Source organism: Pseudomonas sp. RL, from assembly GCF_000647775.1.
In the GTDB taxonomy this organism is placed as follows: domain Bacteria; phylum Pseudomonadota; class Gammaproteobacteria; order Pseudomonadales; family Pseudomonadaceae; genus Serpens; species Serpens flexibilis.
In genome coordinates this window covers 1-18872 of sequence record NZ_JBOY01000128.1, presented here as the reverse complement: position 1 = coordinate 18872, position 18872 = coordinate 1, and the positions used below count along the sequence as shown (strand labels likewise).

The following is an 18872-nucleotide window of genomic DNA, read 5'->3' as shown; positions in this document are numbered from 1 at the left end:
TCCCTCGAACTGCCTAAAAGCGCTTGCAGGGCAACATAGAATCTCCCACAGGTTGTCCGAATTCAATCCAGCAGTGTGCCGCGCAGCGAGTGGGGCAGTGCGTCGTCGATGTGCACCGTGGCGAACTGGCCGATCAGCAGCGGGTTGTCGCAGCGGAAGTTGACGATGCGGTTGTTCTCGGTACGGCCCTGCAGCATGCCCGGGTCCTTCTTCGAGTAGTCGGTCACCAGGATGCGCTGGGTGCTGCCCACCATGCGCCGGCTGATCTCGAAGCCCTGCTGGTTGATGCGCTGCTGCAGGATCTGCAGGCGCTGCTTCTTCACCTCCTCCGGGGTCTCGTCGGCCAGGTCGGCGGCCGGCGTGCCGGGGCGGGCGCTGTAGACAAAGGAGAAGGAGAAGTCGAAACCGACATCCTCGATCAGCTTCATGGTCTGCTCGAAATCCTTGTCGGTCTCCCCGGGGAAGCCGACGATGAAGTCCGAGCTGATGCACATCTCCGGTACCGCCGCCTTGAGCTTGCGGATGCGCGACTTGTACTCCAGCGCGGTGTGGTTGCGCTTCATGGCTGCCAGCACGCGGTCGGAGCCGGACTGCACCGGCAGGTGCACGAACTTCACCAGCTCCGGAATCTCGGCGTGGGCCTGGATCAGCGCGTCGGAGAACTCCAGCGGGTGGCTGGTGGTGTAGCGGATGCGCTCGATGCCGTCGACGGCGGCCACCAGATACAGCAGCTCGGCGAAGTCGGTGATGCCGCCGTCGCGGTTCTCGCCCCGGTAGCCGTTGACGTTCTGGCCCAGCAGGGTGACTTCCTTCACGCCGTTCTCGGCCAGGTGGATGATTTCGGTCAGCACATCATCCAGCGGGCGGCTGACTTCCTCGCCGCGGGTATAGGGCACCACGCAGAAGGTGCAGTACTTGCTGCAACCTTCCATGATCGACACGTAGGCGCTGGGGCCGTCCACGCGGGGCTCGGGCAGGCGGTCGAACTTCTCGATTTCCGGGAAGGAGATATCGACCTGCGGCGTCTGGGTGGTGCGCGCGGCGTCGATCATCTCCGGCAGGCGATGCAGGGTCTGCGGACCGAACACCACGTCCACATAGGGCGCGCGGTCGCGGATCGCCGCGCCTTCCTGGCTGGCCACGCAGCCGCCGACGCCGATCACCAGTTGCGGATTGTCCTGCTTCAGCTCGCGCCAGCGGCCGAGTTGCGAAAACACCTTTTCCTGGGCCTTCTCGCGGATCGAGCAGGTGTTGAGCAGGATCACGTCGGCCTCTTCGGCCTTGTCGGTGAGTTCCAGGGCCTGGTGTTCGCCCAGCAGGTCGGCCATGCGCGAGCTGTCGTACTCGTTCATCTGGCAGCCGTGGGTTTCGATGTAGAGCTTCTTGGCCATGAGCGTGCGGGGATCGGCAGGAAAGGAAGGGGCGGATTATAGGGGGGTGGGCGGCGAGGGACCATAGGCGCCGGGCGGGCGGAAGCGGTGCTGTGGTATGCTCCGCGCCCCTCGTCGCTGTCCTGACCGTCACCACCATGAGCAAACGCGAAGCCCCCATCTTCAAGGTCATCTTCCTCAACCAGGGCCAGGTGTACGAGATGTACGCCAAGCAGATCTTCCAGAGCGATTTGTGGGGCTTTCTGGAAATCGAGGAATTCGTGTTCGGCGAGCGCACGCAGGTGGTGGTCGACCCCAGTGAGGAGAAGCTCAAGGCCCAGTTCGAGGGCGTCCTGCGCAGCTTTGTGCCGATGCACGCCATCATCCGCATTGATGAGGTCGAGCGCCTGGGGACGCCTAAAATCAGCGAGGCCAAGAGCGGCAGCAACATCATGCCGTTTCCGATGCCAATGCCCGAGAAGTAGGTCGGCATCCCCCAGGACACAGGTTCACTCAGGAGCGACAGTGTGAAATCCACCATCCTCGTTACCGGCGGCGCCGGCTACATCGGCTCCCACGTGGTGCTGGCCCTGCTGGAGGCCGGCCAGGACGTGCTGGTGCTGGACAACCTCAGCAACAGCTCGCTCGAATCCCTGGCGCGCGTCGAACGCCTGTGCGGCCGCGCGCCCCGCTTCGTCGAGGGCGACATCCGCGACCGCGCGCTGCTGGACCGGCTGTTCGCCGAACAGCGCATCGGTGCCGTGATGCACTTCGCCGGTCTCAAGGCGGTCGGCGAGAGCGTGCAGCAGCCGCTGCGCTACTACGAGAACAACGTTGCCGGCAGCGTCACCCTGTGCCAGGCGATGGCCGCCGCCGGGGTGTTCCGGCTGGTGTTCAGCTCGTCGGCCACCGTATACGGCGAACCGCCGCAGATGCCGATCCGCGAGGATTTTCCCACCGGCACGCCGACCAACCCCTACGGCCGTTCCAAGTTGATGGTCGAGGAGATCCTGCGCGACCTGTCGCTGTCCGAGCCGCGCTGGAACATTGCCTTGCTGCGCTACTTCAATCCGGTCGGCGCCCATCCCAGCGGGCTGATCGGCGAGGACCCGCAGGGCATACCCAACAACCTGCTGCCCTATATCAGCCAGGTGGCGGTCGGCAAGCTCAAGGAGCTGGCGGTGTTCGGCGACGATTATCCGACCGTCGACGGTACCGGCGTGCGCGACTACATCCACGTCATGGACCTGGCCGACGGCCATCTCAAGGCGCTTGCCGCCCTGGCCGAACGCAACGGGGTGAATGTCTGGAACCTCGGCACCGGCACGGGCTACAGCGTGCTGCAGATGATCCACGCCTTCGAGCAGGCCAGCGGGCGCAGTGTCCCCTACCGCATCGCCCCGCGGCGGGCTGGCGATATCGCCGAATGCTGGGCCGATCCGGCACTTGCCGAGCAGGAGCTGGGCTGGAAGGCCCGTCGGGGACTGGCCGAGATGATGGCGGATACCTGGCGCTGGCAGTCGAACAATCCGGACGGCTATCGCCCCGCGTCCGCTTAAGGAAGCGGCGCCAGCGGCGAGCTGGCGTCGATGGTCTGCAGTTCCTGCAAGTAGCTGCGGAAGATGTGGCCGAGTATCTGCGTGGCCACCGCCAGCTCCTCCCGGGACATCTGCTCGGCGACCAGGTCGGCACCGTCCAGCGCCTCTTCCGAGCCGTTCACCGCTGCCATCTTCAGCACGATGAAGGCCTGGATATTGCTGGCCGGAACCCCTTCACCCTTGAAGAACATGGTGCCGAGCCGGCGCTGGGCTTCGGCGTGGCCCTGCAGGGACGCCATCTCGTACCAGCGCAGAGCCTGTTGCAGATCCTGCTGGGTATGGCGACCGGTGTAGAAGAATTCGCCCAATTCGAACTGTGCCTGGGTGTCGCCTTCCAGGGCGATCGCCTGGCAGCTGTTCAGTGCTTCGCTCAGCAGTTCGGGCGCCAGGTCGAGCGCGCAGCGCCCGGTGGCGGGCACCAGCAGGTCGTTGTCACTGGCCAGCGACACGGGAACGAACAACAGACAGCACAGGCTCAGAATGTGGCTGGTGCGAATCATGGGAATCCAGGGCGCCTATGCAGGCAGGCGGGTTCAGGCGACCGGCACATTATGGGATAACCCGTGCGCGGGTTACAAAGCCTTTCGGCCCGGAGGGGTTTGCCATTCTGCTGCGACGGTGGCGGGGGTGCCGTCTTGGGGGAGCGGACTCGTCCGCGAAGGCTTTGGTGCGGGTATGCCCAAAAGCTCGCGAACAGGTTCGCTCCCACCGTCCGTGGTCTTACTTCAGCTGCGCGAAGGCACGCTCGGCGGCGTCCAGGGTGATCTTCAGCTCGGTCTCGCCATGGGCGATGGAGGTGAAGCCGGCTTCATATGCGCTGGGAGCCAGGTAGACACCGCCGTCCAGCATCAGGTGGAAGAAGCGGTTGAAGCGCTGCGCGTCGCTGGCCATCACGTCGGCGAAGGTCTGAATGCTGTCGGCGCCGCTGAAATACAGGCCGAACATGGCGCCCACCTGGGTGGTGACGAACGGGATGCCCGCGGCATCGGCGCGGTCCTGCAGGCCCTGCAGCATGCGGCTGGTGTAGTCGGACAGCTCGGCATGGAAGCCCGGGCGGCTGATCAGCTTCAGGGTGGTCAAGCCGGCGGCCATGGCCAGCGGATTGCCGGACAGCGTGCCGGCCTGGTAGACCGGGCCGAGCGGGGAGACGCAGGACATGATCTCGCGCTTGCCACCGAAGGCGCCCACCGGCATGCCGCCGCCAACGATCTTGCCGAAGGTGGACAGGTCCGGCGTCACGCCGAAATGCGCCTGGGCGCCGCCGAGGGCGACGCGGAAGCCGGTCATCACCTCGTCGAAGATCAGCACCACGCCGTGCTCGTCGCACAGCGCGCGCAGGCCTTCCAGGAAGCCCGGCACCGGAGGCACGCAGTTCATGTTGCCGGCCACCGGCTCGACGATGATGCAGGCGATCTCCTGGCCGCGCTGCTTCAGGGTGTCGCGCACGGTGTCCAGGTCGTTGTAGGGCAGGGTCAGGGTGTGCTGGGCGAAGGCCGCCGGCACGCCCGGCGAGCTGGGCACGCCGAAGGTCAGGGCGCCGGAGCCGGCCTTGACCAGCAGGCTGTCGGAGTGACCGTGATAGCAGCCCTCGAACTTGATGATGGTGTCGCGGCCGGTGTAGCCCCGGGCCAGGCGGATGGCGCTCATGGTCGCCTCGGTGCCGGAGCTGACCATGCGCACCATTTCCATCGACGGCACCAGCGAGCAGACCAGTTCGGCCATCTCGGTCTCCAGCGCGGTCGGTGCGCCGTAGGACAGGCCGTGCTCCAGCTGGCGGCGCACGGCGTCGAGCACGTCCGGATGGCCGTGGCCGAGGATCATCGGGCCCCAGGAACCTACGTAGTCCACATAGCGCTTGTCGTCCTCGTCGACGATGTAGGCGCCCGACGCGTGCTTGATGAACAGCGGCGTGCCGCCAACGCCCTTGAAGGCGCGCACCGGCGAGTTCACGCCTCCGGGGATGTGCTGTTGGGCCTGGTTGAAGAGGATTTCGGAACGGGACATAAAGGGCCTCGCGAATCAGGGGCGGACCGCAGCCCGCCGGCTCGGAATCAAAGGGTGGGGAACAGGGAACAGAACGCGCGGGCGCGGCGCTCGACCTCGGCGGCCGAATCCGCGGCAAACAGGGCATTGATCACGGCCAGCCAGTCGGCGCCGTGCTCCACCAGCGGCCGGGCGTTGTCCAGCGTGATGCCGCCGATCACCACCAGCGGCGCATTGAAGCGTGCGCGCGCCTCGCTCAGCAGCGCGGGCGTGGCCTTGGCTTCGCCGGGCTTGGTCAGCGACGGATAGAAACGCCCGAAGGCCGGATGGCTGGCGCCGGCCGCCAGCGCGGCTTCGGCAAACGCCAGGCTGGCATAGCAGCTGGCGCCCAGGTGCACGCCCGCGCCGAGACGCGCGCGAGCCTCGCTCAGCGAGCCGTCCTCCTGGCCCAGATGCAGGCCGACGCCCAGTTGCACGGCCAGCTCCAGGTCGTCGTTGATGATCAGCTCGGCATCGTAGCGTTGGCACAGCTCGCGCAGGGCGCTGGCTTCATCGAAGCGGCGCGCCTGGTCGCGGGATTTCTCGCGGTACTGCAGCAGGCGCGCGCCGCCCTCCAGCGCGGCTTCCACGTAGGGCAGCAGGCGTCCCTCGGCGAGCAGGGCACTGTCGGTGATGGCGTACAGGCCGCGACTATTCATCACGAAGCGTCCAGCGGCAGGCGGCGCGGGATGTACTGGCCGTGGCCCGGCGCCTCGGCGTCGCGCAGGCAGCGCCAGGTGTAATCCAGCGCCGACTGCACCGCGCTCGGCAGCGCTTCGCCCAGCGCCAGGCGCCCGGCCAGGGCGCTGGCCAGGGTGCAACCGGAGCCGTGGTAGCTGCCGGGCAGGCGCTGGCAGCTGGAGGTCCAGGTCTGGCCGTCGCGGCTGTACAGGCGGTTGACCACCTCGGCCTCGTCGCCGTGGCCGCCGGTGATCAGCAGATGGCGAATGTATGGCAGCAGTTTTTCCGCGCACTCGTCCGGCGTGCCGTTGGGCAGCTCGGCGAGGATGCGCGCTTCGGGCAGGTTCGGCGTGGCGATGGCGGCCACCGGGAACAAGCGTTCGCGGATGGCGTAACCGACATCGTCCGGGCCCAGCGAGCCGCCGCCGCCGGCGCGCAGCACCGGATCGCAGACCAGCGGCACGCCGGGCAGCTGCCGCATCAGCTCCAGCACGGTGTCGACCATCTCCACCGAGCCGAGCATGCCGAGCTTGACGGCGGCGATGGGCAGATCGGCGATCACCGCGCGGGCCTGGGCCAGTACCCAGGCGCGGTCGAGCACGCGGAAGTCGGCAACGTCGACGGTATCCTGCACGGTCAGCGCGGTGACGGTCGGTGCAGCGTGGCAACCCTGGGCAAGCAGGGCTTCGATGTCCGCCTGCAGGCCGGCACCACCACTCGGATCGTGGCCGGACAGGCAGAGGACAACGGGACGGGAAGTGTGTCTGTTCATGGCGCGCGAGCTTAGCACTTTCCACCCGCCTATGGCCCGCCCTCGGATGCGCTCCGGCGGGCCTATCTGCCCTCGCGTTTGTCCAGTTTCCCACTCCCGATGCGGCAAGGGGCCATGCTTCACTCTGTCGCATCTGCCAGTCACCGGAGCCCGCGATGAACCTGCACCAGTTCGCCGAAACCCACGAGGTGTTCAACCAGGTGCCGCCGCTGGATGGCGCCAACCTCTATCGCCTGGACCTGCCGCTGCAGGAATGGGTGCACCGTTTCCAGGGCGGTTGGGGCGATGCGCGGCTGGATGCCTACGGCGCGCTGGCCGGCGGGCCGCTGATGGCCGCCGGTTTCCTCGCCAATGAGCACAAGCCGTTGCTGCGCACCCATGACCGCTATGGCCATCGCATCGACCAGGTCGACTTCCATCCCGCCTACCATGAGCTGATGCGCACGGCCATCGAACACGGCCTGCCGTCGCTGCCCTGGGTGAACACGCAGGCCGGCGCCCACGTGGTGCGCGCCGGCCTCACCTACCTGCACAGCCAGGCCGAGGCCGCCAGTGGCTGCCCGCTGACCATGACCTTCGCCGCCGTGCCGGCGCTCAGGCTGCAAGCGGACATCGCATCCACCTGGCTGCCGAAGATCCTCGCCACCGAGTACGACCCGCGCAACGTGCCCATGGAGCAGAAGGCCGGTGTGACCATCGGCATGGCGATGACCGAGAAACAGGGCGGCACCGACGTACGCGCCAACACCACTCGCGCCCATCCGATCGGCGCCGGCGGCCCCGGCCAGCCTTATGAGCTGGTGGGCCACAAGTGGTTCTGCTCGGCGCCCATGTGCGACGCCTTCCTGACCCTGGCGCAGACCGACAAGGGCCTGTCCTGCTTCCTGCTGCCGCGCCACCGTCCGGACGGCACGCGCAATCAGTTCTACATCCAGCGCCTGAAGAACAAGCTGGGCAACTGGGCCAACGCCTCCAGCGAGATCGAATACCGCGGCGCGCTGGCCTGGATGATCGGCGAGGAAGGGCGCGGCGTGCCGACCATCATCGAGATGGTCGCCATGACCCGCTTCGACTGCATGGTCGGCTCCAGCGCGCTGATGCGTCAGGCGCTGACCCAGGCGCTGCACCACTGCGCGCACCGCCAGGTCGGCGGCAAGCGGCTGATCGAGCAGCCGCTGATGCAGAACGTGCTGGCCGACCTGGCCCTGGAAAGCGAGGCCGCGCTGGCGCTGACGATGCGCATGGGCCGCGCGCTGGACAACCCGGACGATCCGCAGGAAGCGCGCTTCGCCCGCCTGGTCACCGCCATCGGCAAGTACTGGATCTGCAAGCGCGCCCCGGAAATGATCGCCGAGGCCAGCGAATGCCTGGGCGGCGCCGGCTACGTCGAGGAAACCATCCTGCCGCGCCTGTACCGCGAGGCGCCGGTCAACTCCATCTGGGAAGGCTCCGGCAACGTGCAGTGCCTGGACGTGCTGCGCGCGCTGTCCAAGGAGCCCGGCGTGCTGGACGCGCTGTTCAGCGAGCTGGGCGACGGCCACGGCGATGCCCGCCTGGCGGCGCATATCCAGCGCCTGAAGGACGCTTTCGCCGACACCAGCGACATCCATTACCGCGCCCGCCAGCTCACCGAGGACGTGGCTGTGGCCCTGCAGGCCAAGCTGCTGCTGGAGGCCGGCAACGCGGCGGTGTCCGACGCCTTCCTCGCCAGCCGTCTGGAAGGGCGCGGGCGCGTGTACGGCACCCTGCCGCGCGGACTGGAGATCGAAGCGCTGCTGGCGCGCAGCGCGCCGCATCTAGCGTAGCGCATCGGGCGGGCCTGTCCGGGTCCGCCCGTCAACTTCACCACCGCTCGGCCGATAAACGGTTGGACACCGCAAGGAGTGCAACCATGGCCATCCGTTTCGACTTCCCTTCCTCTGTATCAAAGCTACCCACCGTGCGTCGCAGCGACGAGACCGCTTCGCGGAGTACTCAGCCAGCCGCTGTGGATGCCGACCCGAAAACCGCCGCGCAGCTGACGCTCGGCGCAGCCTTGAAAAGGGCCAGCGAGACGGCCCGCGCCTTCGGTGATTCGCTCACCACGCGCTTCGACGAGGCGCGCAAGAGCAGCGCCCGCGAGCAGGTCGCGCAGATCCGCGAACGCATCCAGATGCTCAAGCGCTTGATCCTGCTGTTCGGCGGCTCCAAGGCGCTGCTGCGCGAGCTCAAGCAACTGGCCGGCGCTCTGGCCTCGGCGAGCGAGGTGCTCAAGGACAGTGGCAGCGGTGGCTCGGCCTCGTCCGGACTGGCGCAGGGCGCGCTCTACACCGAAGCCGGCGTACCCGCTTCGGGTGCGCCGCCTGCCGCTCCGGCCGGCGACCACGCTCAGGCCAGCGAAATGGCCGAGTCGTCGGACGAGCAGCGCGAGGCCGAAGCACAGGTAACCCAGGCCGAACGCGAACTTGCCGCCCTGGACGCCAAGGCCGACCCGCAGGACCCGCCTGCCACCGACGACGCTCCGACCCTGGCTCCCGCCTCGGCCGACAGCCAGCAGGCCCAGCGCCGCGCCGACGCCGACCTGCTGGAAAAGGCCCTGCGCGAACTCAAGGCCTTGCTCGCACTGGCCAAGGCCGCACAACGCAAGGCCGACCGCGACGACCAGAAGCGCATCAAGGACATCGAGGAGCAGCTGGAGCAGGTCGAGCAGGCGGTGGGGGAGCTGAACGCGCCCGCGTCGCTTTCAGCGGGGTTCGCTGGAATTTCCGTACGGGCATGAGGGATGGTTTTTATCTGCTTTGTATTTTAAATTCACGGTTTTAATCGATTTCGCAGATATGGAATAACGATATAACCCGTTTTTATTAGTCGCTCGAACGCCTTACCGTGCGCTCCGTGTTCTACGGAGGTAACGATGGCTCTCCTTATGTATAAGGCGCGCGGCCTGGCTGGTGCGCTGGGTGTGGTTCCGGGGTTGGTGCTGAGCGGGGCGGTGGCGGCGGTGGCTCTGTGGGCGGCCGAGGGGCCGTTGAAGGGCTGGGGGCTGGGCGCGCTGACCCTGGCGATCCTGCTCGGCATGCTGCTTGGCAACAGCCTGTATCCGGCATTGCGCGGGCTGTGCGACTCGGGGGTGGCGCTGGCCAGGCAGCGGCTGCTGCGGCTCGGCATCGTTCTGTATGGCTTTCGGCTCGGCCTGGAGCAACTGGCCGCGGTGGGCATGACGGCGGTGCTCATCGATGTGCTGATGCTCACCTCGACCTTTCTGCTGGCCTGCTGGCTGGGCCGCCGGGTGTTCGGGCTGGATCGCCACACCACGGTGCTGATCGGCGCCGGCAGCAGCATCTGCGGTGCCGCCGCGGTGGCCGCCACCGAACCCTTGCTCAGGGCCGAAGCCGGCAAGGTGGCGGTGGCCATCTCCACCGTGGTGCTGTTCGGCACCCTGGGCATGTTCCTTTATCCCTGGCTGTTCCATCTGCTTGCCGACACGCTGCGACTGGACGCCCATGCCTACGGCATCTACATCGGCTCCACCCTGCACGAGGTGGCCCAGGTGGTCGCCGCCGGCAGTGCGGTGAGTGCCGAGACCGGCGAGGCGGCGGTGATCGCCAAGATGATCCGGGTGATGCTGCTGGCGCCGTTCCTGCTGTTGCTGGCGCAGTGTCTGGGGCGTCGCGAGGCGTCCGGCGAGGCGGGCGCGGCGCACCGGCACTTCCCCTGGTTCGCGCTCGGCTTCGTCGCCGTGGTCGGCTTCAATTCGCTGCATCTGCTGCCCGCCGGTGTGGTGCAGGCGCTGGTGCGGCTCGACGACTGGCTGCTGGCCATGGCGATGGCCGCCCTCGGCCTGGGCACGGCATCCGCCAGGCCGGGCTGCGGCCGATGCTGCTGGCCGGCGGCCTGGCGCTCTGGCTGGTGCTCGGTGGGGCGCTGGTGAACCTGGCGTTCGCGCTTTGAGTGCCGCACTGTCATCGCCTCGACGTAAACTTGCCGCATGATCGTGCCCACCGGTAATCAGGATGCCCGCCGTGACCCTTTCCGACACCTTCACCCTCGTCACCACCCCCGAACAGGCCGTGGACCGTCTGGCCGAGCTCTACCAGCAGGCCGCCTCGGCGCTCAGCCAGGCGCTCAAGCGCTACTTCAAGGAGCGCGTGGTGCCGGATGAGGCGCAGCGCGCGCTGTTCCGCTACCCCGAGCTGCGCATCACCTACCTGAAGAGCGGCGAGACCTCGTCCAGCACCCGGGCCTACGCCAAGGTGCAGGTGCCGGGGGTGTACAGCGTCACCATCACCCAGCCCCAGGCGTTTCGCGGCTATCTGCTTGACCAGTTGCGGCCGCTGATGAGCGATTTCACCCTGCAGGTGGAAGTGGGGATCAGCGACCGCAGCATTCCCTATCCCTACGTGGTGGCGCAGGGCGACGAGCTGGCCGGCAGCGGGGTGACGGCGGCGGAGCTGGCGCGGGTGTTCCCCAGCACCGACCTGTCGGCGGCCAGCGACGAGGTGGCCGACGGCCTGTATGACTGGCAGCACGCCGAGCAGATGCCGCTGGCGCTGTTCGACGCGGCGCGGGTGGATTTCTCCCTCAAGCGCCTGCAGCACTACACCGGCAGCGGCTGGCAGCATGTGCAGCCGTGGATCCTGCTGACCAACTACCACCGCTACGTGGACCAGTTCATCCGCTACGGCCTCGACCAGCTGCGCGACAACCCGCGCTACGTGCGCATGGTGCTGCCCGGCAACGTGGTGATCGCCAAGGGCATGGAAGAAGGCGAGATGCAGGCGATGATCGACAGCGTGCTCTGGCACCGCTACCAGATGCCGGCCTACCACCTGGTGGCCGACGACGGCCACGGTGTGACGCTGGTGAACATCGGCGTCGGCCCGTCCAACGCCAAGAACATCACCGACCACCTGGCCGTGCTGCGTCCGCACTGCTGGCTGATGATCGGCCACTGCGGCGGGCTGCGGCAGTCGCAGACCATCGGCGACTACGTGCTGGCCCACGCCTACATGCGCCGCGACGGCATCCTCGACCGCGTGCTGCCGCCGAATATCCCGCTGCCGGCGCTGGCCGAGGTGCAGCAGGCGCTGCAGGAGGCCGCCGCCACCGTCACCGGCGAGCAGGGCGAGGCGCTTAAGAAGCGCCTGCGCACCGGGACCGTGCTGACCTACGACGACCGCAACTGGGAATTGCGCTGGGCCCAGGAGCGCCCGCTGATCAACCTGGCGCGCGCTGTTGCGGTGGACATGGAAAGCGGCACCATCGCCGCCCAGGGTTATCGCTTGCGCGTGCCCTACGGCACGCTGCTGTGCGTCTCCGACAAGCCGCTGCACAGCGAGATCAAGCTGCCCGGTGCCGCCAATGCCTTCTACGAGCGCGCGGTGAACCAGCACCTGCGCATCGGCATCGCCGCGCTGGACTTGCTGCGCGGTCAGCTCGATTCGCTGCATTCGCGCAAGTTGCGCAGTTTCGACGAGCCGCCGTTCCGTTAGTGGTTGCCCTCTGTACAAGGGCGAGCCGAGCGCCCACCATGGCGCTCAAGGAGCTTCAACTCTTTGTTTGCAAAGACTTTCTCAGGGATGAGTCGTGCCACGCGCAGCCGTGCTGCGCCATTGCCTGTGAAGGATGATCATGCAACGCGTTTCTCCCCATAGCCTGCGCGAGGCATTTCGCGCACTCCTGGCCTCCGATGCCTGCTACCACTGTGCCTCGGTGTTCGACCCGATGTCCGCCCGCATGGCCGGCGACCTCGGTTTCGAGGTCGGCATCCTCGGCGGCTCGGTGGCCTCGCTGGAAGTGCTGGCTGCGCCGGACATCGCGCTGATCACCCTCAGCGAGTTCGTCGAGCAGGCGGCGCGCATCGGCCGCGTCGCCACCCTGCCGGTACTGGCCGACGCCGACCACGGCTACGGCAACGCCCTCAACGTGATGCGCACCGTCACCGAGCTGGAACGCAACGGCATCGCCGCGCTGACCATCGAGGACACCGTGCTGCCGGCGCGTTTCGGCGGCAAGGCGGTGGACCTGATCGGCATCGACGAGGCGGTCGGCAAGCTCAAGGCGGCGCTGGAGGCGCGCATCGACCCGGCGCTGAGCATCCTGGCGCGCACCAACGCCGGCAGCGGCCTGGAGGAAACCATCACCCGCGCCCGCGCCTACCAGGCGGCCGGCGTCGACGGCATCTGCCTGGTCGGCATCGAGGATTTCGAGCACCTGGAGCAGATCGTGCCGCACATCGACATCCCCAAGATGCTGATCACCTACGGCAACCCCAAGCTGCGCGACCAGGCCCGCCTGGCCCGCCTCGGCGTGCGCATCGTGGTCAGCGGGCACGCAGCCTACTACGCCGCGCTGAAGGCCACTTACGACTGCCTGCGCGAGCAGCGCCGCATCGACACCGGCGTGCTGGAAACCAAGGAACTGGTCGCACGCTACTCGGAGGCCGAGCAGTATGCGGCCTGGGCCGAGAACTACCTGAAGGTGAGGTCATAGCGTAGGAATGGAGGGAGAAGGGCGCGTATCGCGGCACGATGCGATGTAATTTTATTGGCGTCAAAATTCCCGTTGTCTCTGTGGTGTTATTGGGACATCATGCCGCGTTCAAATGCCCAAATGGAGTTGGCCATGGCGCGCACTGCGCTTACCACGGACCGCGAACGCCTCTTCCCCGCCGAACAGCGCTTGATCTCGGCCACCGATCCCCGTGGCGTCATCACCTACTGCAACGATGAATTTGCGGCTGTCAGTGGCTACTCCCGCGAGGAGCTGCTGGGCAGCCACCATAATCTGGTGCGCCACCCGGATATGCCCAAGGCAGTCTTCGGCCACATGTGGCGGCACCTCAAGGATGGTCGGCCCTGGATGGGCATCGTCAAGAATCGCTGCAAGAACGGCGATTTCTATTGGGTCTGCGCCTATGTGACGCCGATCCACCAGGAGGGTGTGCTGGTCGGCTACGAGTCGGTGCGTATCCGACCGGAGCCCGATCAGGTGCGCCGCGCCAGTGCCCTGTACGCAGAAGTGACCGAGCAGGGTTTCAAGCGCCGTTCCCAGGGGTTGGCAGCGCAGTGGGCGACGCCGTTCCTGGCCAGCGTGCCCGCGCTGCTGGCGGCGCTCTGGTCGCCGACGTTCGGCCTCGGGGTGGCGCTGGTCACCCTGCCCATTCTGTATTTCGCACAGCATTCCGCGCAGCAACGGCTGCTGGATCGGTTGCAACGCAACATGCAGGGCGCCTTCGACAGCGAGCTGGTGGCGCGCAGCTTCAGTGACCTGCGCGGCCGGCCGGCACGCATGCACATGGCGCTGATCAGCGAGCAGGCGCGCCTGCGCACCTTGCTCAGCCGTCTGGATGACTACGCCGACCAGGCCGCCGCGCTGGCCACACGCAGTGGTCTGCTGACCCGGGATACCGAAGCGTCGCTGCAGAGCCAGCGGCATGAGGCGCACCAGGCGGCGGTCGCCATGCAGCAGATGGCCGCTTCGATCGGCGAGGTGTCGGGCATGGTCCAGCGCTCTGCCGACGAGGCCTGCCGGGTCGACAGTCTGGCCGGGCAGGGTGCCGGCGAGGCGGAGAAGGCACGGGCGCAGATCGATGGACTGGCCCGCCGTGTCGCGGCCATCAGCGACACGGTGGAGGGGCTGGCGCGGGAAACCCGCAGCATCGACCAGGCCGCCGGCATGATCCGGGCGATCTCCGAGCAGACCAACCTGCTGGCGCTCAACGCCGCCATCGAAGCGGCGCGGGCCGGCGAGCAGGGGCGAGGCTTCGCTGTGGTCGCGGGCGAGGTGCGCGAGCTGTCGCAGCGCACCCGTGAGGCGACCGAGGCGATCCAAGCCGTCCTGCAGACGCTGCACGAGGGCAGTGACGGCGCTGTGCGCATTGCCCGCGTTGGCCGCGAGGAGGCCACCGCCGGTCTGGCCCAGGTGATTGCCAGCCAGCAGGCGCTGCTGGGCATCCGTCAGGCCGTGGGCGAGATCCGCGACATGGGGCTGCAGATGGCCGCCGCCACCGAGCAGCAGGCCCAGGTGGCCGACGAGGTGGCCCGGCAGATTACCGCCATCGCCCAGGTCGCCGAGCACAACGCCGGGCTGGCCGAACAATCGGCCGAGGTTGGCCGCGAGCTCAGCGAAACCTCAAGCGCCATGCACGCCCTGGTGGAGCGCTTCCAGCGCTGAGTGGCGCTACCCGAGTTTTCTGTGGGGCGGACTTGTCCGCGAGCTCTTTGGGCGGCCCGGCCAGGTTGCAGGCCGACGCCGGAAGCTCGCGAACACGTTCGCCCTCACAGCCCTGGGTTACACTGCGCGCCCCGTTGTGCTCGCAGGTTTCCCGGCATGTCGCGTCCCCGTCCTCCCGTTTCCCGCCGTCCCACGCCGCGCCGGGTGGCCAAGGCGCCGCCGGCCGAGCCGCGACTGATCCTGCTCAACAAGCCCTTCGACGTGCTCACCCAGTTCAACGACGATCAGGGCCGTGCCACCTTGAAGGACTTCGTGCCGGTGTCGGGCGTCTACCCGGCCGGGCGGCTGGATCGTGACAGCGAGGGACTGCTGCTGCTGACCAACGACGGTCGCCTGCAGGCGCGCATCGCCGACCCGAAACATAAGCTGGCCAAGACTTACTGGGTTCAGGTGGAAGGCGAACCGAGCGAGGAGCAGTTGCAGCGGCTGCGCGAAGGCGTGGCGCTGAACGATGGGCCGACCCTGCCGGCCGAGGCGCGCCTGCTCGCTGAGCCAACGCTCTGGGAGCGCCATCCGCCGGTGCGTTTTCGCAAGAGCGTGCCGACCGCCTGGCTGGAGCTGGTGATTCGCGAGGGTCGCAACCGCCAGGTGCGGCGCATGACCGCCGCCGTGGGCCTGCCGACCCTGCGCCTGGTGCGGGTGCGCATCGGACCCTGGAGCCTGGACGGCCTGCAACCCGGCGAATGGCGCGAACTGCCGGCGCGGCTGGATTGAGCGCTTCGGCGCTCTGGTCAACGCACAGCGTTGGCCACCGGACACGGCATCGGCGTGCACCGCAGTGGCGGCCGGAAAAACGCGACCGCCCTACGATGGCGTCAGTTGCGATCGAAACGTGTCTGACAATGGCGCGAGTGCCTCAGGACTCCAGAAACAGCTCCAGCACGTAGGTGATCAGCGGCTTGGCCAGGAAGGCCACCAGGCACAGGCCCAGGCCGAGAAACAGGATGGCGGTGCCCAGGCGGCCGGCCTTCGACTTCTTGGCCAGGTCCCAGATGATGAAGAACATGAACAGGATCAGTCCGCCTACAAGCACATACATCATCAGGGCTTCGAACTGTTCGGTTTCCATGGCGACCTCGTGACGGGGCAAAGCGCGGGAGTATACGCCCGTGCTGCGTGGTGGGCAGCTGCGGTTGCCCCGTCGGTGCCGCTCAGTAGTGCGACTGGATCACCGCGATGCCCTTGCCCAGCGCCTCGCGCCAGGTCTGCAGGGTCTGCGCGGTGCACTCGCGGTCATGCTCGCGGATGGTCTGCAGCAGCGCCGTCAGCCACAGCTCGTAAAGTTCGGGACGGATATCCAGGCCGCTGCGCGCATGCGAGGCGCCGAGGGCGCGCAGCTTGGTATCCGGCAGCCCGCGGCTGTACATCACCAGATTGAGGATGCCCTGGCGCAGCAGCTGCTTCTGGCCAGTCATGTCGGTGTTGACGAACTTGGCGCGCACTTCGGCGGAGCTGGCCAGGAAGCTGCGGTAGAAATCATCGAAAAAGGTGGGGCTGGCACAGCAGCGGCCATAGCTGTGCATCAGGCTGTCGGCGGGACTCATCGATCTGTCCTTGTTCCATGCGGGTAGGAGGCAGCCGCGCCGACGCGCGAACGACGCAGCCTGCCCGCAGCGCGGGGGCATTCATCGGACGCGATCGGAGTCGCAGGCTTCGGTGCCTGAATTCCTGTGGCACACCACGGAAGGATCGATGGGCGTTTGGGGATCCGGTCTGGGCCGGACTTGCCGCGCGCGGCCACGCAAGGCGGATATCAAGCGGGCGAGATTATACGCAGGCGCCCCCTTGGCAGCCTGGCGAGGAGCACGCGGCGGCGTGCGCCGCGTCACGTTTGCCGGTTCGACTCAGCCGCGCAGATGGTTGAGCGGCAGCTCGGTGCTGGCGATCACCTGGTTGAGCACGAAGCTCGAGCGCACGCTGCTGACCCCCTCGATGCGCGTCAGGTTGCCGAGCAGGAAGGCCTGGTAGTGGTCCATGTCCTCGACTACCACCTTGAGCAGGATGTCCGCCTCCATGCCGGTGATCACGCAGCATTCCACCACTTCCGGGTGCTGGCGGATCTTTTCCTGGAAATGCTCGAAGCGCTCCGGGGTGTGGCGGTCCATGCCGATCAGCACGTAGGCGGTCAGCGTCAGGCCGAGCTTCTTGCGATCCAGCAGCGCCACCTGGCGCACGATGTAGCCCTCGTCCTCCAGTTGCTTGACCCGCCGCGAGCAGGGCGAAGGCGACAGGCCGATGCGCTCGGCCAGCTCCTGGTTGGAGATGCGCGCGTTGCGCTGCAGTTCGGCGAGGATGTTCAGGTCGTAACGGTCCAGCGTGCTCATCGCGGCGCTCTCTTTGTGGAAAGATTGCCGAGAATAGTGCTCCTGCGTTCTTTGATTGCGCAAGCGGCGGCTTGTCGCGCAATCTTCGCAATCTCTGATCGCGCCTGCTGGCGTACACTGGCTCCAACTTCGAAGGCCCGGAACCTCCAGCGGTCGCCTCCAACCAGGGGCACCGTCGCCGGCGACTCACCACGTCGCACGGCACCCGGGTCCGCCCGCCCAACCAGGCTGGCGACAGGCAACGGCGATACCCTCGCCGGGAGCGGAGCGATGAAGAATTGACTGGGGAAGCCGACCGGCTTCCCCTTTTTTATGTCCCGAAAAAATTGGCGGGGACGCTTCTACAGGGCGATGCCTTCCGGGGTGTGGCACGGATCGGCATGCACCAGCACATCGCTCTGCGGAAACTCGGCGCGAATAGCCGCGCTCACCGCCTCGCAGCGCGCATGGGCCTCTTCCAGCGTCAGCTCGGCGGGCAGCTCCACGTGCATCTGCACGAACCACAGGGTGCCGGAGCGGCGGGTGCGCAGGTCGTGGGCGCCCAGCACATCCGGCACCCCGCAGGCCAGCGCATGCATGCGCTCGGTGTGCTGCGGCGCCAGTTCCTCGTCCATCAGCACAGCGGCGGCCTCGCGCACGATGCCCAGCGCGCTCCACAGGATGATGCCGGCAATGCCGATGCCGAAGGCCGCGTCCAGCCAGAGCAGGCCGGCACCGGCCAGCAACAGCGCGACCAGGATGCTGGCGTTGAGCAGCAGGTCGGAGCGGTAGTGCAGGGAGTCGGCATGGATCGCCGTGGAGCCGGTGGTGCGCACCACATGGCGCTGGAACAGCAGCAGCACGGCGGTGAGCACGATCGACAAGACCATCACCGCGATACCGGCATCGGTGTCGCCCAGCGGTTGCGGGTCGAGCAGGCGTTGCACGCCATGGATCGCCACCAGGACTGCGCTGACGCCGATGAACAGCGCCTGGCCGAGTCCGGCCAGGGCCTCCGCCTTGCCATGGCCGTAGCGGTGGTCGTCGTCGGCCGGGCGCAGCGAGTAATGCACGGCAATCAGGTTGAGCAGCGAGGCGGCGCCGTCCAGCAGGGAATCGGTGAGCCCCGCCAGCAGGCTCACCGAACCGCTCAGCCACCAGGCCACCGCCTTGACCAGGGCCAGGGTGAGGGCCGTGGCCAGTGCGGCGCCGGTGGCCAGGCGCAGCAGACGGGCGTGCTGTTCGGGGACCTTCATATTGCGCGGGGCTCCTTCGGGATATCAGGCGGACGGCCGCAGGCCGTAGGCGGCCAGCTGCTCCACACTGCCGTGGTGCTCGATCACACCGGGGTGGTCGAGGGGCAGGTCGCGGCCGCTGGCCTCGCGGATGATGGCACGAAGCCGCTGACGGTTCACCTGCCCCTGGTTGTCCACCGCGTCGCGCAACGCTTCCGGCGCCACCGAGTATTTCTCGCCGCCGGGCAGGTAGATGGCCCCGGTGGCGAAGTCGATGCCCAGGGCGATCAGTCCGGGAACGATGTACAGCAGCAGGCCGACGGCATCCAGAGCGAACACCACCGGGTCGAGCTTGCCGTCGATCTGGCCGCGCCGTTCCGGGTAGAACAGTGTGCCGCAGGCGGACAATTGAGTGAGCAGCGCGCCACCGAGGGCGACGCAGAGCAGGCGGGGCGGGGTGCGCATGATGGTTCTCCTTGCGGGTGGGTATGCGGCAGTAGACCGCGAAGACCCGCTCAGGGTTGTGACAGGATGCCGAAGACCGCCGGGGTGCATGGCGGCCTCTCTCATTGTGGGAGCGGACCTGTCCGCGAGCTTTTCGGCGGCCGAAACCAGACGCTCGGGAATGAATTCGCTTGTATGTTTGTGCCTGTCGGGGATGAGGGACCAAGTTCGCA

General features: G+C 67.4%; 19 protein-coding genes. 9 read left to right on the top strand and 10 right to left on the bottom strand.

Annotated elements, in window-relative coordinates; translation table 11 throughout:
- Window positions 1-62: 62 nt before the first annotated feature.
- On the bottom strand, window positions 63-1391 hold the full coding sequence (gene miaB, locus AS93_RS0116275; RefSeq protein ID WP_027591587.1) for a tRNA (N6-isopentenyl adenosine(37)-C2)-methylthiotransferase MiaB: 1329 nt from the start codon (window positions 1389-1391) through the stop codon (window positions 63-65).
- Window positions 1392-1528: 137 nt separating this feature from the next.
- Here miaB and AS93_RS0116270 point away from each other — a divergent pair, with 137 nt between their 5' ends.
- Window positions 1529-1855 carry a DUF1820 family protein gene (locus tag AS93_RS0116270; protein ID WP_027591586.1) on the top strand — a complete coding sequence of 109 codons (327 nt, stop codon included), beginning with the start codon at window positions 1529-1531 and terminating at the stop codon, window positions 1853-1855.
- Window positions 1856-1897: 42 nt separating this feature from the next.
- Complete coding sequence (galE, locus tag AS93_RS0116265) at window positions 1898-2929, top strand: UDP-glucose 4-epimerase GalE (protein WP_027591585.1); 1032 nt, start codon at window positions 1898-1900, stop codon at window positions 2927-2929.
- Here galE and AS93_RS0116260 read toward each other — a convergent pair.
- The 4 genes from AS93_RS0116260 to AS93_RS0116245 all read right to left on the bottom strand — a co-directional run bounded on the left by AS93_RS0116260 (window position 2926) and on the right by AS93_RS0116245 (window position 6443).
- On the bottom strand, window positions 2926-3468 hold the full coding sequence (locus AS93_RS0116260) for a tetratricopeptide repeat protein (protein ID WP_027591584.1): 543 nt from the start codon (window positions 3466-3468) through the stop codon (window positions 2926-2928). The genes galE and AS93_RS0116260 overlap by 4 nt on opposite strands.
- A gap of 220 nt (window positions 3469-3688) precedes the next feature.
- Window positions 3689-4972, bottom strand: a complete 1284-nt coding sequence (hemL, locus tag AS93_RS0116255; protein ID WP_027591583.1) for a glutamate-1-semialdehyde 2,1-aminomutase — start codon at window positions 4970-4972, stop codon at window positions 3689-3691.
- 47 nt (window positions 4973-5019) lie between these two features.
- Window positions 5020-5649: a thiamine phosphate synthase gene (gene thiE, locus AS93_RS0116250; RefSeq protein WP_027591582.1), complete on the bottom strand. Its 630-nt coding sequence runs from the start codon at window positions 5647-5649 to the stop codon at window positions 5020-5022.
- Window positions 5649-6443, bottom strand: coding sequence for a hydroxymethylpyrimidine/phosphomethylpyrimidine kinase (locus AS93_RS0116245; RefSeq protein WP_027591581.1), 795 nt, complete (start codon window positions 6441-6443; stop codon window positions 5649-5651). Before AS93_RS0116245 ends, thiE begins: the two co-directional genes overlap by 1 nt.
- 155 nt (window positions 6444-6598) lie before the next feature.
- Between AS93_RS0116245 and AS93_RS0116240 the strand changes: the two genes are divergently transcribed.
- From AS93_RS0116240 to AS93_RS0116210, 7 genes are all read left to right on the top strand, one after another.
- Window positions 6599-8248, top strand: a complete 1650-nt coding sequence (locus tag AS93_RS0116240; RefSeq protein WP_027591580.1) for an acyl-CoA dehydrogenase family protein — start codon at window positions 6599-6601, stop codon at window positions 8246-8248.
- Between the two features lie 86 nt (window positions 8249-8334).
- Window positions 8335-9201 carry a hypothetical protein gene (locus tag AS93_RS0116235; protein WP_155956167.1) on the top strand — a complete coding sequence of 289 codons (867 nt, stop codon included), beginning with the start codon at window positions 8335-8337 and terminating at the stop codon, window positions 9199-9201.
- Window positions 9202-9336: 135 nt separating this feature from the next.
- Window positions 9337-10353 carry a YeiH family protein gene (locus AS93_RS19615; RefSeq protein WP_256214806.1) on the top strand — a complete coding sequence of 339 codons (1017 nt, stop codon included), beginning with the start codon at window positions 9337-9339 and terminating at the stop codon, window positions 10351-10353.
- Between the two features lie 82 nt (window positions 10354-10435).
- Window positions 10436-11914 (top strand): AMP nucleosidase, encoded by a 1479-nt coding sequence (amn, locus tag AS93_RS0116225; protein WP_027591578.1) that lies wholly within the window; start codon window positions 10436-10438, stop codon window positions 11912-11914.
- Window positions 11915-12053: 139 nt separating this feature from the next.
- A complete protein-coding gene (locus tag AS93_RS0116220) occupies window positions 12054-12914 on the top strand; it encodes an oxaloacetate decarboxylase (RefSeq protein ID WP_027591577.1) in 861 nt (286 codons plus the stop codon).
- A 132-nt stretch (window positions 12915-13046) separates the two neighbouring features.
- Entirely contained in the window at window positions 13047-14597 is a 1551-nt protein-coding gene (locus tag AS93_RS0116215; protein ID WP_027591576.1) for a PAS domain-containing methyl-accepting chemotaxis protein, read from the top strand.
- A gap of 204 nt (window positions 14598-14801) precedes the next feature.
- Window positions 14802-15371, top strand: a complete 570-nt coding sequence (locus AS93_RS0116210; protein ID WP_027591575.1) for a pseudouridine synthase — start codon at window positions 14802-14804, stop codon at window positions 15369-15371.
- Between the two features lie 142 nt (window positions 15372-15513).
- Here the strand turns inward: AS93_RS0116210 and AS93_RS0116205 are convergent, their stop codons facing one another.
- From AS93_RS0116205 to AS93_RS0116185, 5 genes are all read right to left on the bottom strand, one after another.
- Window positions 15514-15726, bottom strand: a complete 213-nt coding sequence (locus AS93_RS0116205) for a DUF2788 domain-containing protein (protein WP_027591574.1) — start codon at window positions 15724-15726, stop codon at window positions 15514-15516.
- 82 nt (window positions 15727-15808) lie between these two features.
- A complete protein-coding gene (locus AS93_RS0116200) occupies window positions 15809-16201 on the bottom strand; it encodes a globin domain-containing protein (RefSeq protein ID WP_027591573.1) in 393 nt (130 codons plus the stop codon).
- Between the two features lie 300 nt (window positions 16202-16501).
- Window positions 16502-16981: an Lrp/AsnC family transcriptional regulator gene (locus tag AS93_RS0116195; RefSeq protein WP_027591572.1), complete on the bottom strand. Its 480-nt coding sequence runs from the start codon at window positions 16979-16981 to the stop codon at window positions 16502-16504.
- A gap of 341 nt (window positions 16982-17322) precedes the next feature.
- Complete coding sequence (locus AS93_RS0116190; RefSeq protein WP_027591571.1) at window positions 17323-18216, bottom strand: cation diffusion facilitator family transporter; 894 nt, start codon at window positions 18214-18216, stop codon at window positions 17323-17325.
- 24 nt (window positions 18217-18240) lie between these two features.
- On the bottom strand, window positions 18241-18660 hold the full coding sequence (locus tag AS93_RS0116185) for a hypothetical protein (RefSeq protein ID WP_027591570.1): 420 nt from the start codon (window positions 18658-18660) through the stop codon (window positions 18241-18243).
- Window positions 18661-18872: the final 212 nt, after the last annotated feature.

Excerpts from the sequence above, each read along its gene's own strand:
- miaB (WP_027591587.1), bottom strand. The coding sequence starts at position 1,391 with ATGGCCAAGAAGCTCTACATCGAAACCCACGGCTGCCAGATGAACGAG.
- AS93_RS0116270 (WP_027591586.1), top strand. The coding sequence starts at position 1,529 with ATGAGCAAACGCGAAGCCCCCATCTTCAAGGTCATCTTCCTCAACCAG.
- AS93_RS0116260 (WP_027591584.1), bottom strand. The coding sequence starts at position 3,468 with ATGATTCGCACCAGCCACATTCTGAGCCTGTGCTGTCTGTTGTTCGTT.
- hemL (WP_027591583.1), bottom strand. The coding sequence starts at position 4,972 with ATGTCCCGTTCCGAAATCCTCTTCAACCAGGCCCAACAGCACATCCCC.
- thiE (WP_027591582.1), bottom strand. The coding sequence starts at position 5,649 with ATGAATAGTCGCGGCCTGTACGCCATCACCGACAGTGCCCTGCTCGCC.
- AS93_RS0116245 (WP_027591581.1), bottom strand. The coding sequence starts at position 6,443 with ATGAACAGACACACTTCCCGTCCCGTTGTCCTCTGCCTGTCCGGCCAC.
- AS93_RS0116240 (WP_027591580.1), top strand. The coding sequence starts at position 6,599 with ATGAACCTGCACCAGTTCGCCGAAACCCACGAGGTGTTCAACCAGGTG.
- AS93_RS0116235 (WP_155956167.1), top strand. The coding sequence starts at position 8,335 with ATGGCCATCCGTTTCGACTTCCCTTCCTCTGTATCAAAGCTACCCACC.
- AS93_RS19615 (WP_256214806.1), top strand. The coding sequence starts at position 9,337 with ATGGCTCTCCTTATGTATAAGGCGCGCGGCCTGGCTGGTGCGCTGGGT.
- amn (WP_027591578.1), top strand. The coding sequence starts at position 10,436 with ATGCCCGCCGTGACCCTTTCCGACACCTTCACCCTCGTCACCACCCCC.
- AS93_RS0116220 (WP_027591577.1), top strand. The coding sequence starts at position 12,054 with ATGCAACGCGTTTCTCCCCATAGCCTGCGCGAGGCATTTCGCGCACTC.
- AS93_RS0116215 (WP_027591576.1), top strand. The coding sequence starts at position 13,047 with ATGGCGCGCACTGCGCTTACCACGGACCGCGAACGCCTCTTCCCCGCC.
- AS93_RS0116205 (WP_027591574.1), bottom strand. The coding sequence starts at position 15,726 with ATGGAAACCGAACAGTTCGAAGCCCTGATGATGTATGTGCTTGTAGGC.
- AS93_RS0116200 (WP_027591573.1), bottom strand. The coding sequence starts at position 16,201 with ATGAGTCCCGCCGACAGCCTGATGCACAGCTATGGCCGCTGCTGTGCC.
- AS93_RS0116195 (WP_027591572.1), bottom strand. The coding sequence starts at position 16,981 with ATGAGCACGCTGGACCGTTACGACCTGAACATCCTCGCCGAACTGCAG.
- AS93_RS0116190 (WP_027591571.1), bottom strand. The coding sequence starts at position 18,216 with ATGAAGGTCCCCGAACAGCACGCCCGTCTGCTGCGCCTGGCCACCGGC.
- AS93_RS0116185 (WP_027591570.1), bottom strand. The coding sequence starts at position 18,660 with ATGCGCACCCCGCCCCGCCTGCTCTGCGTCGCCCTCGGTGGCGCGCTG.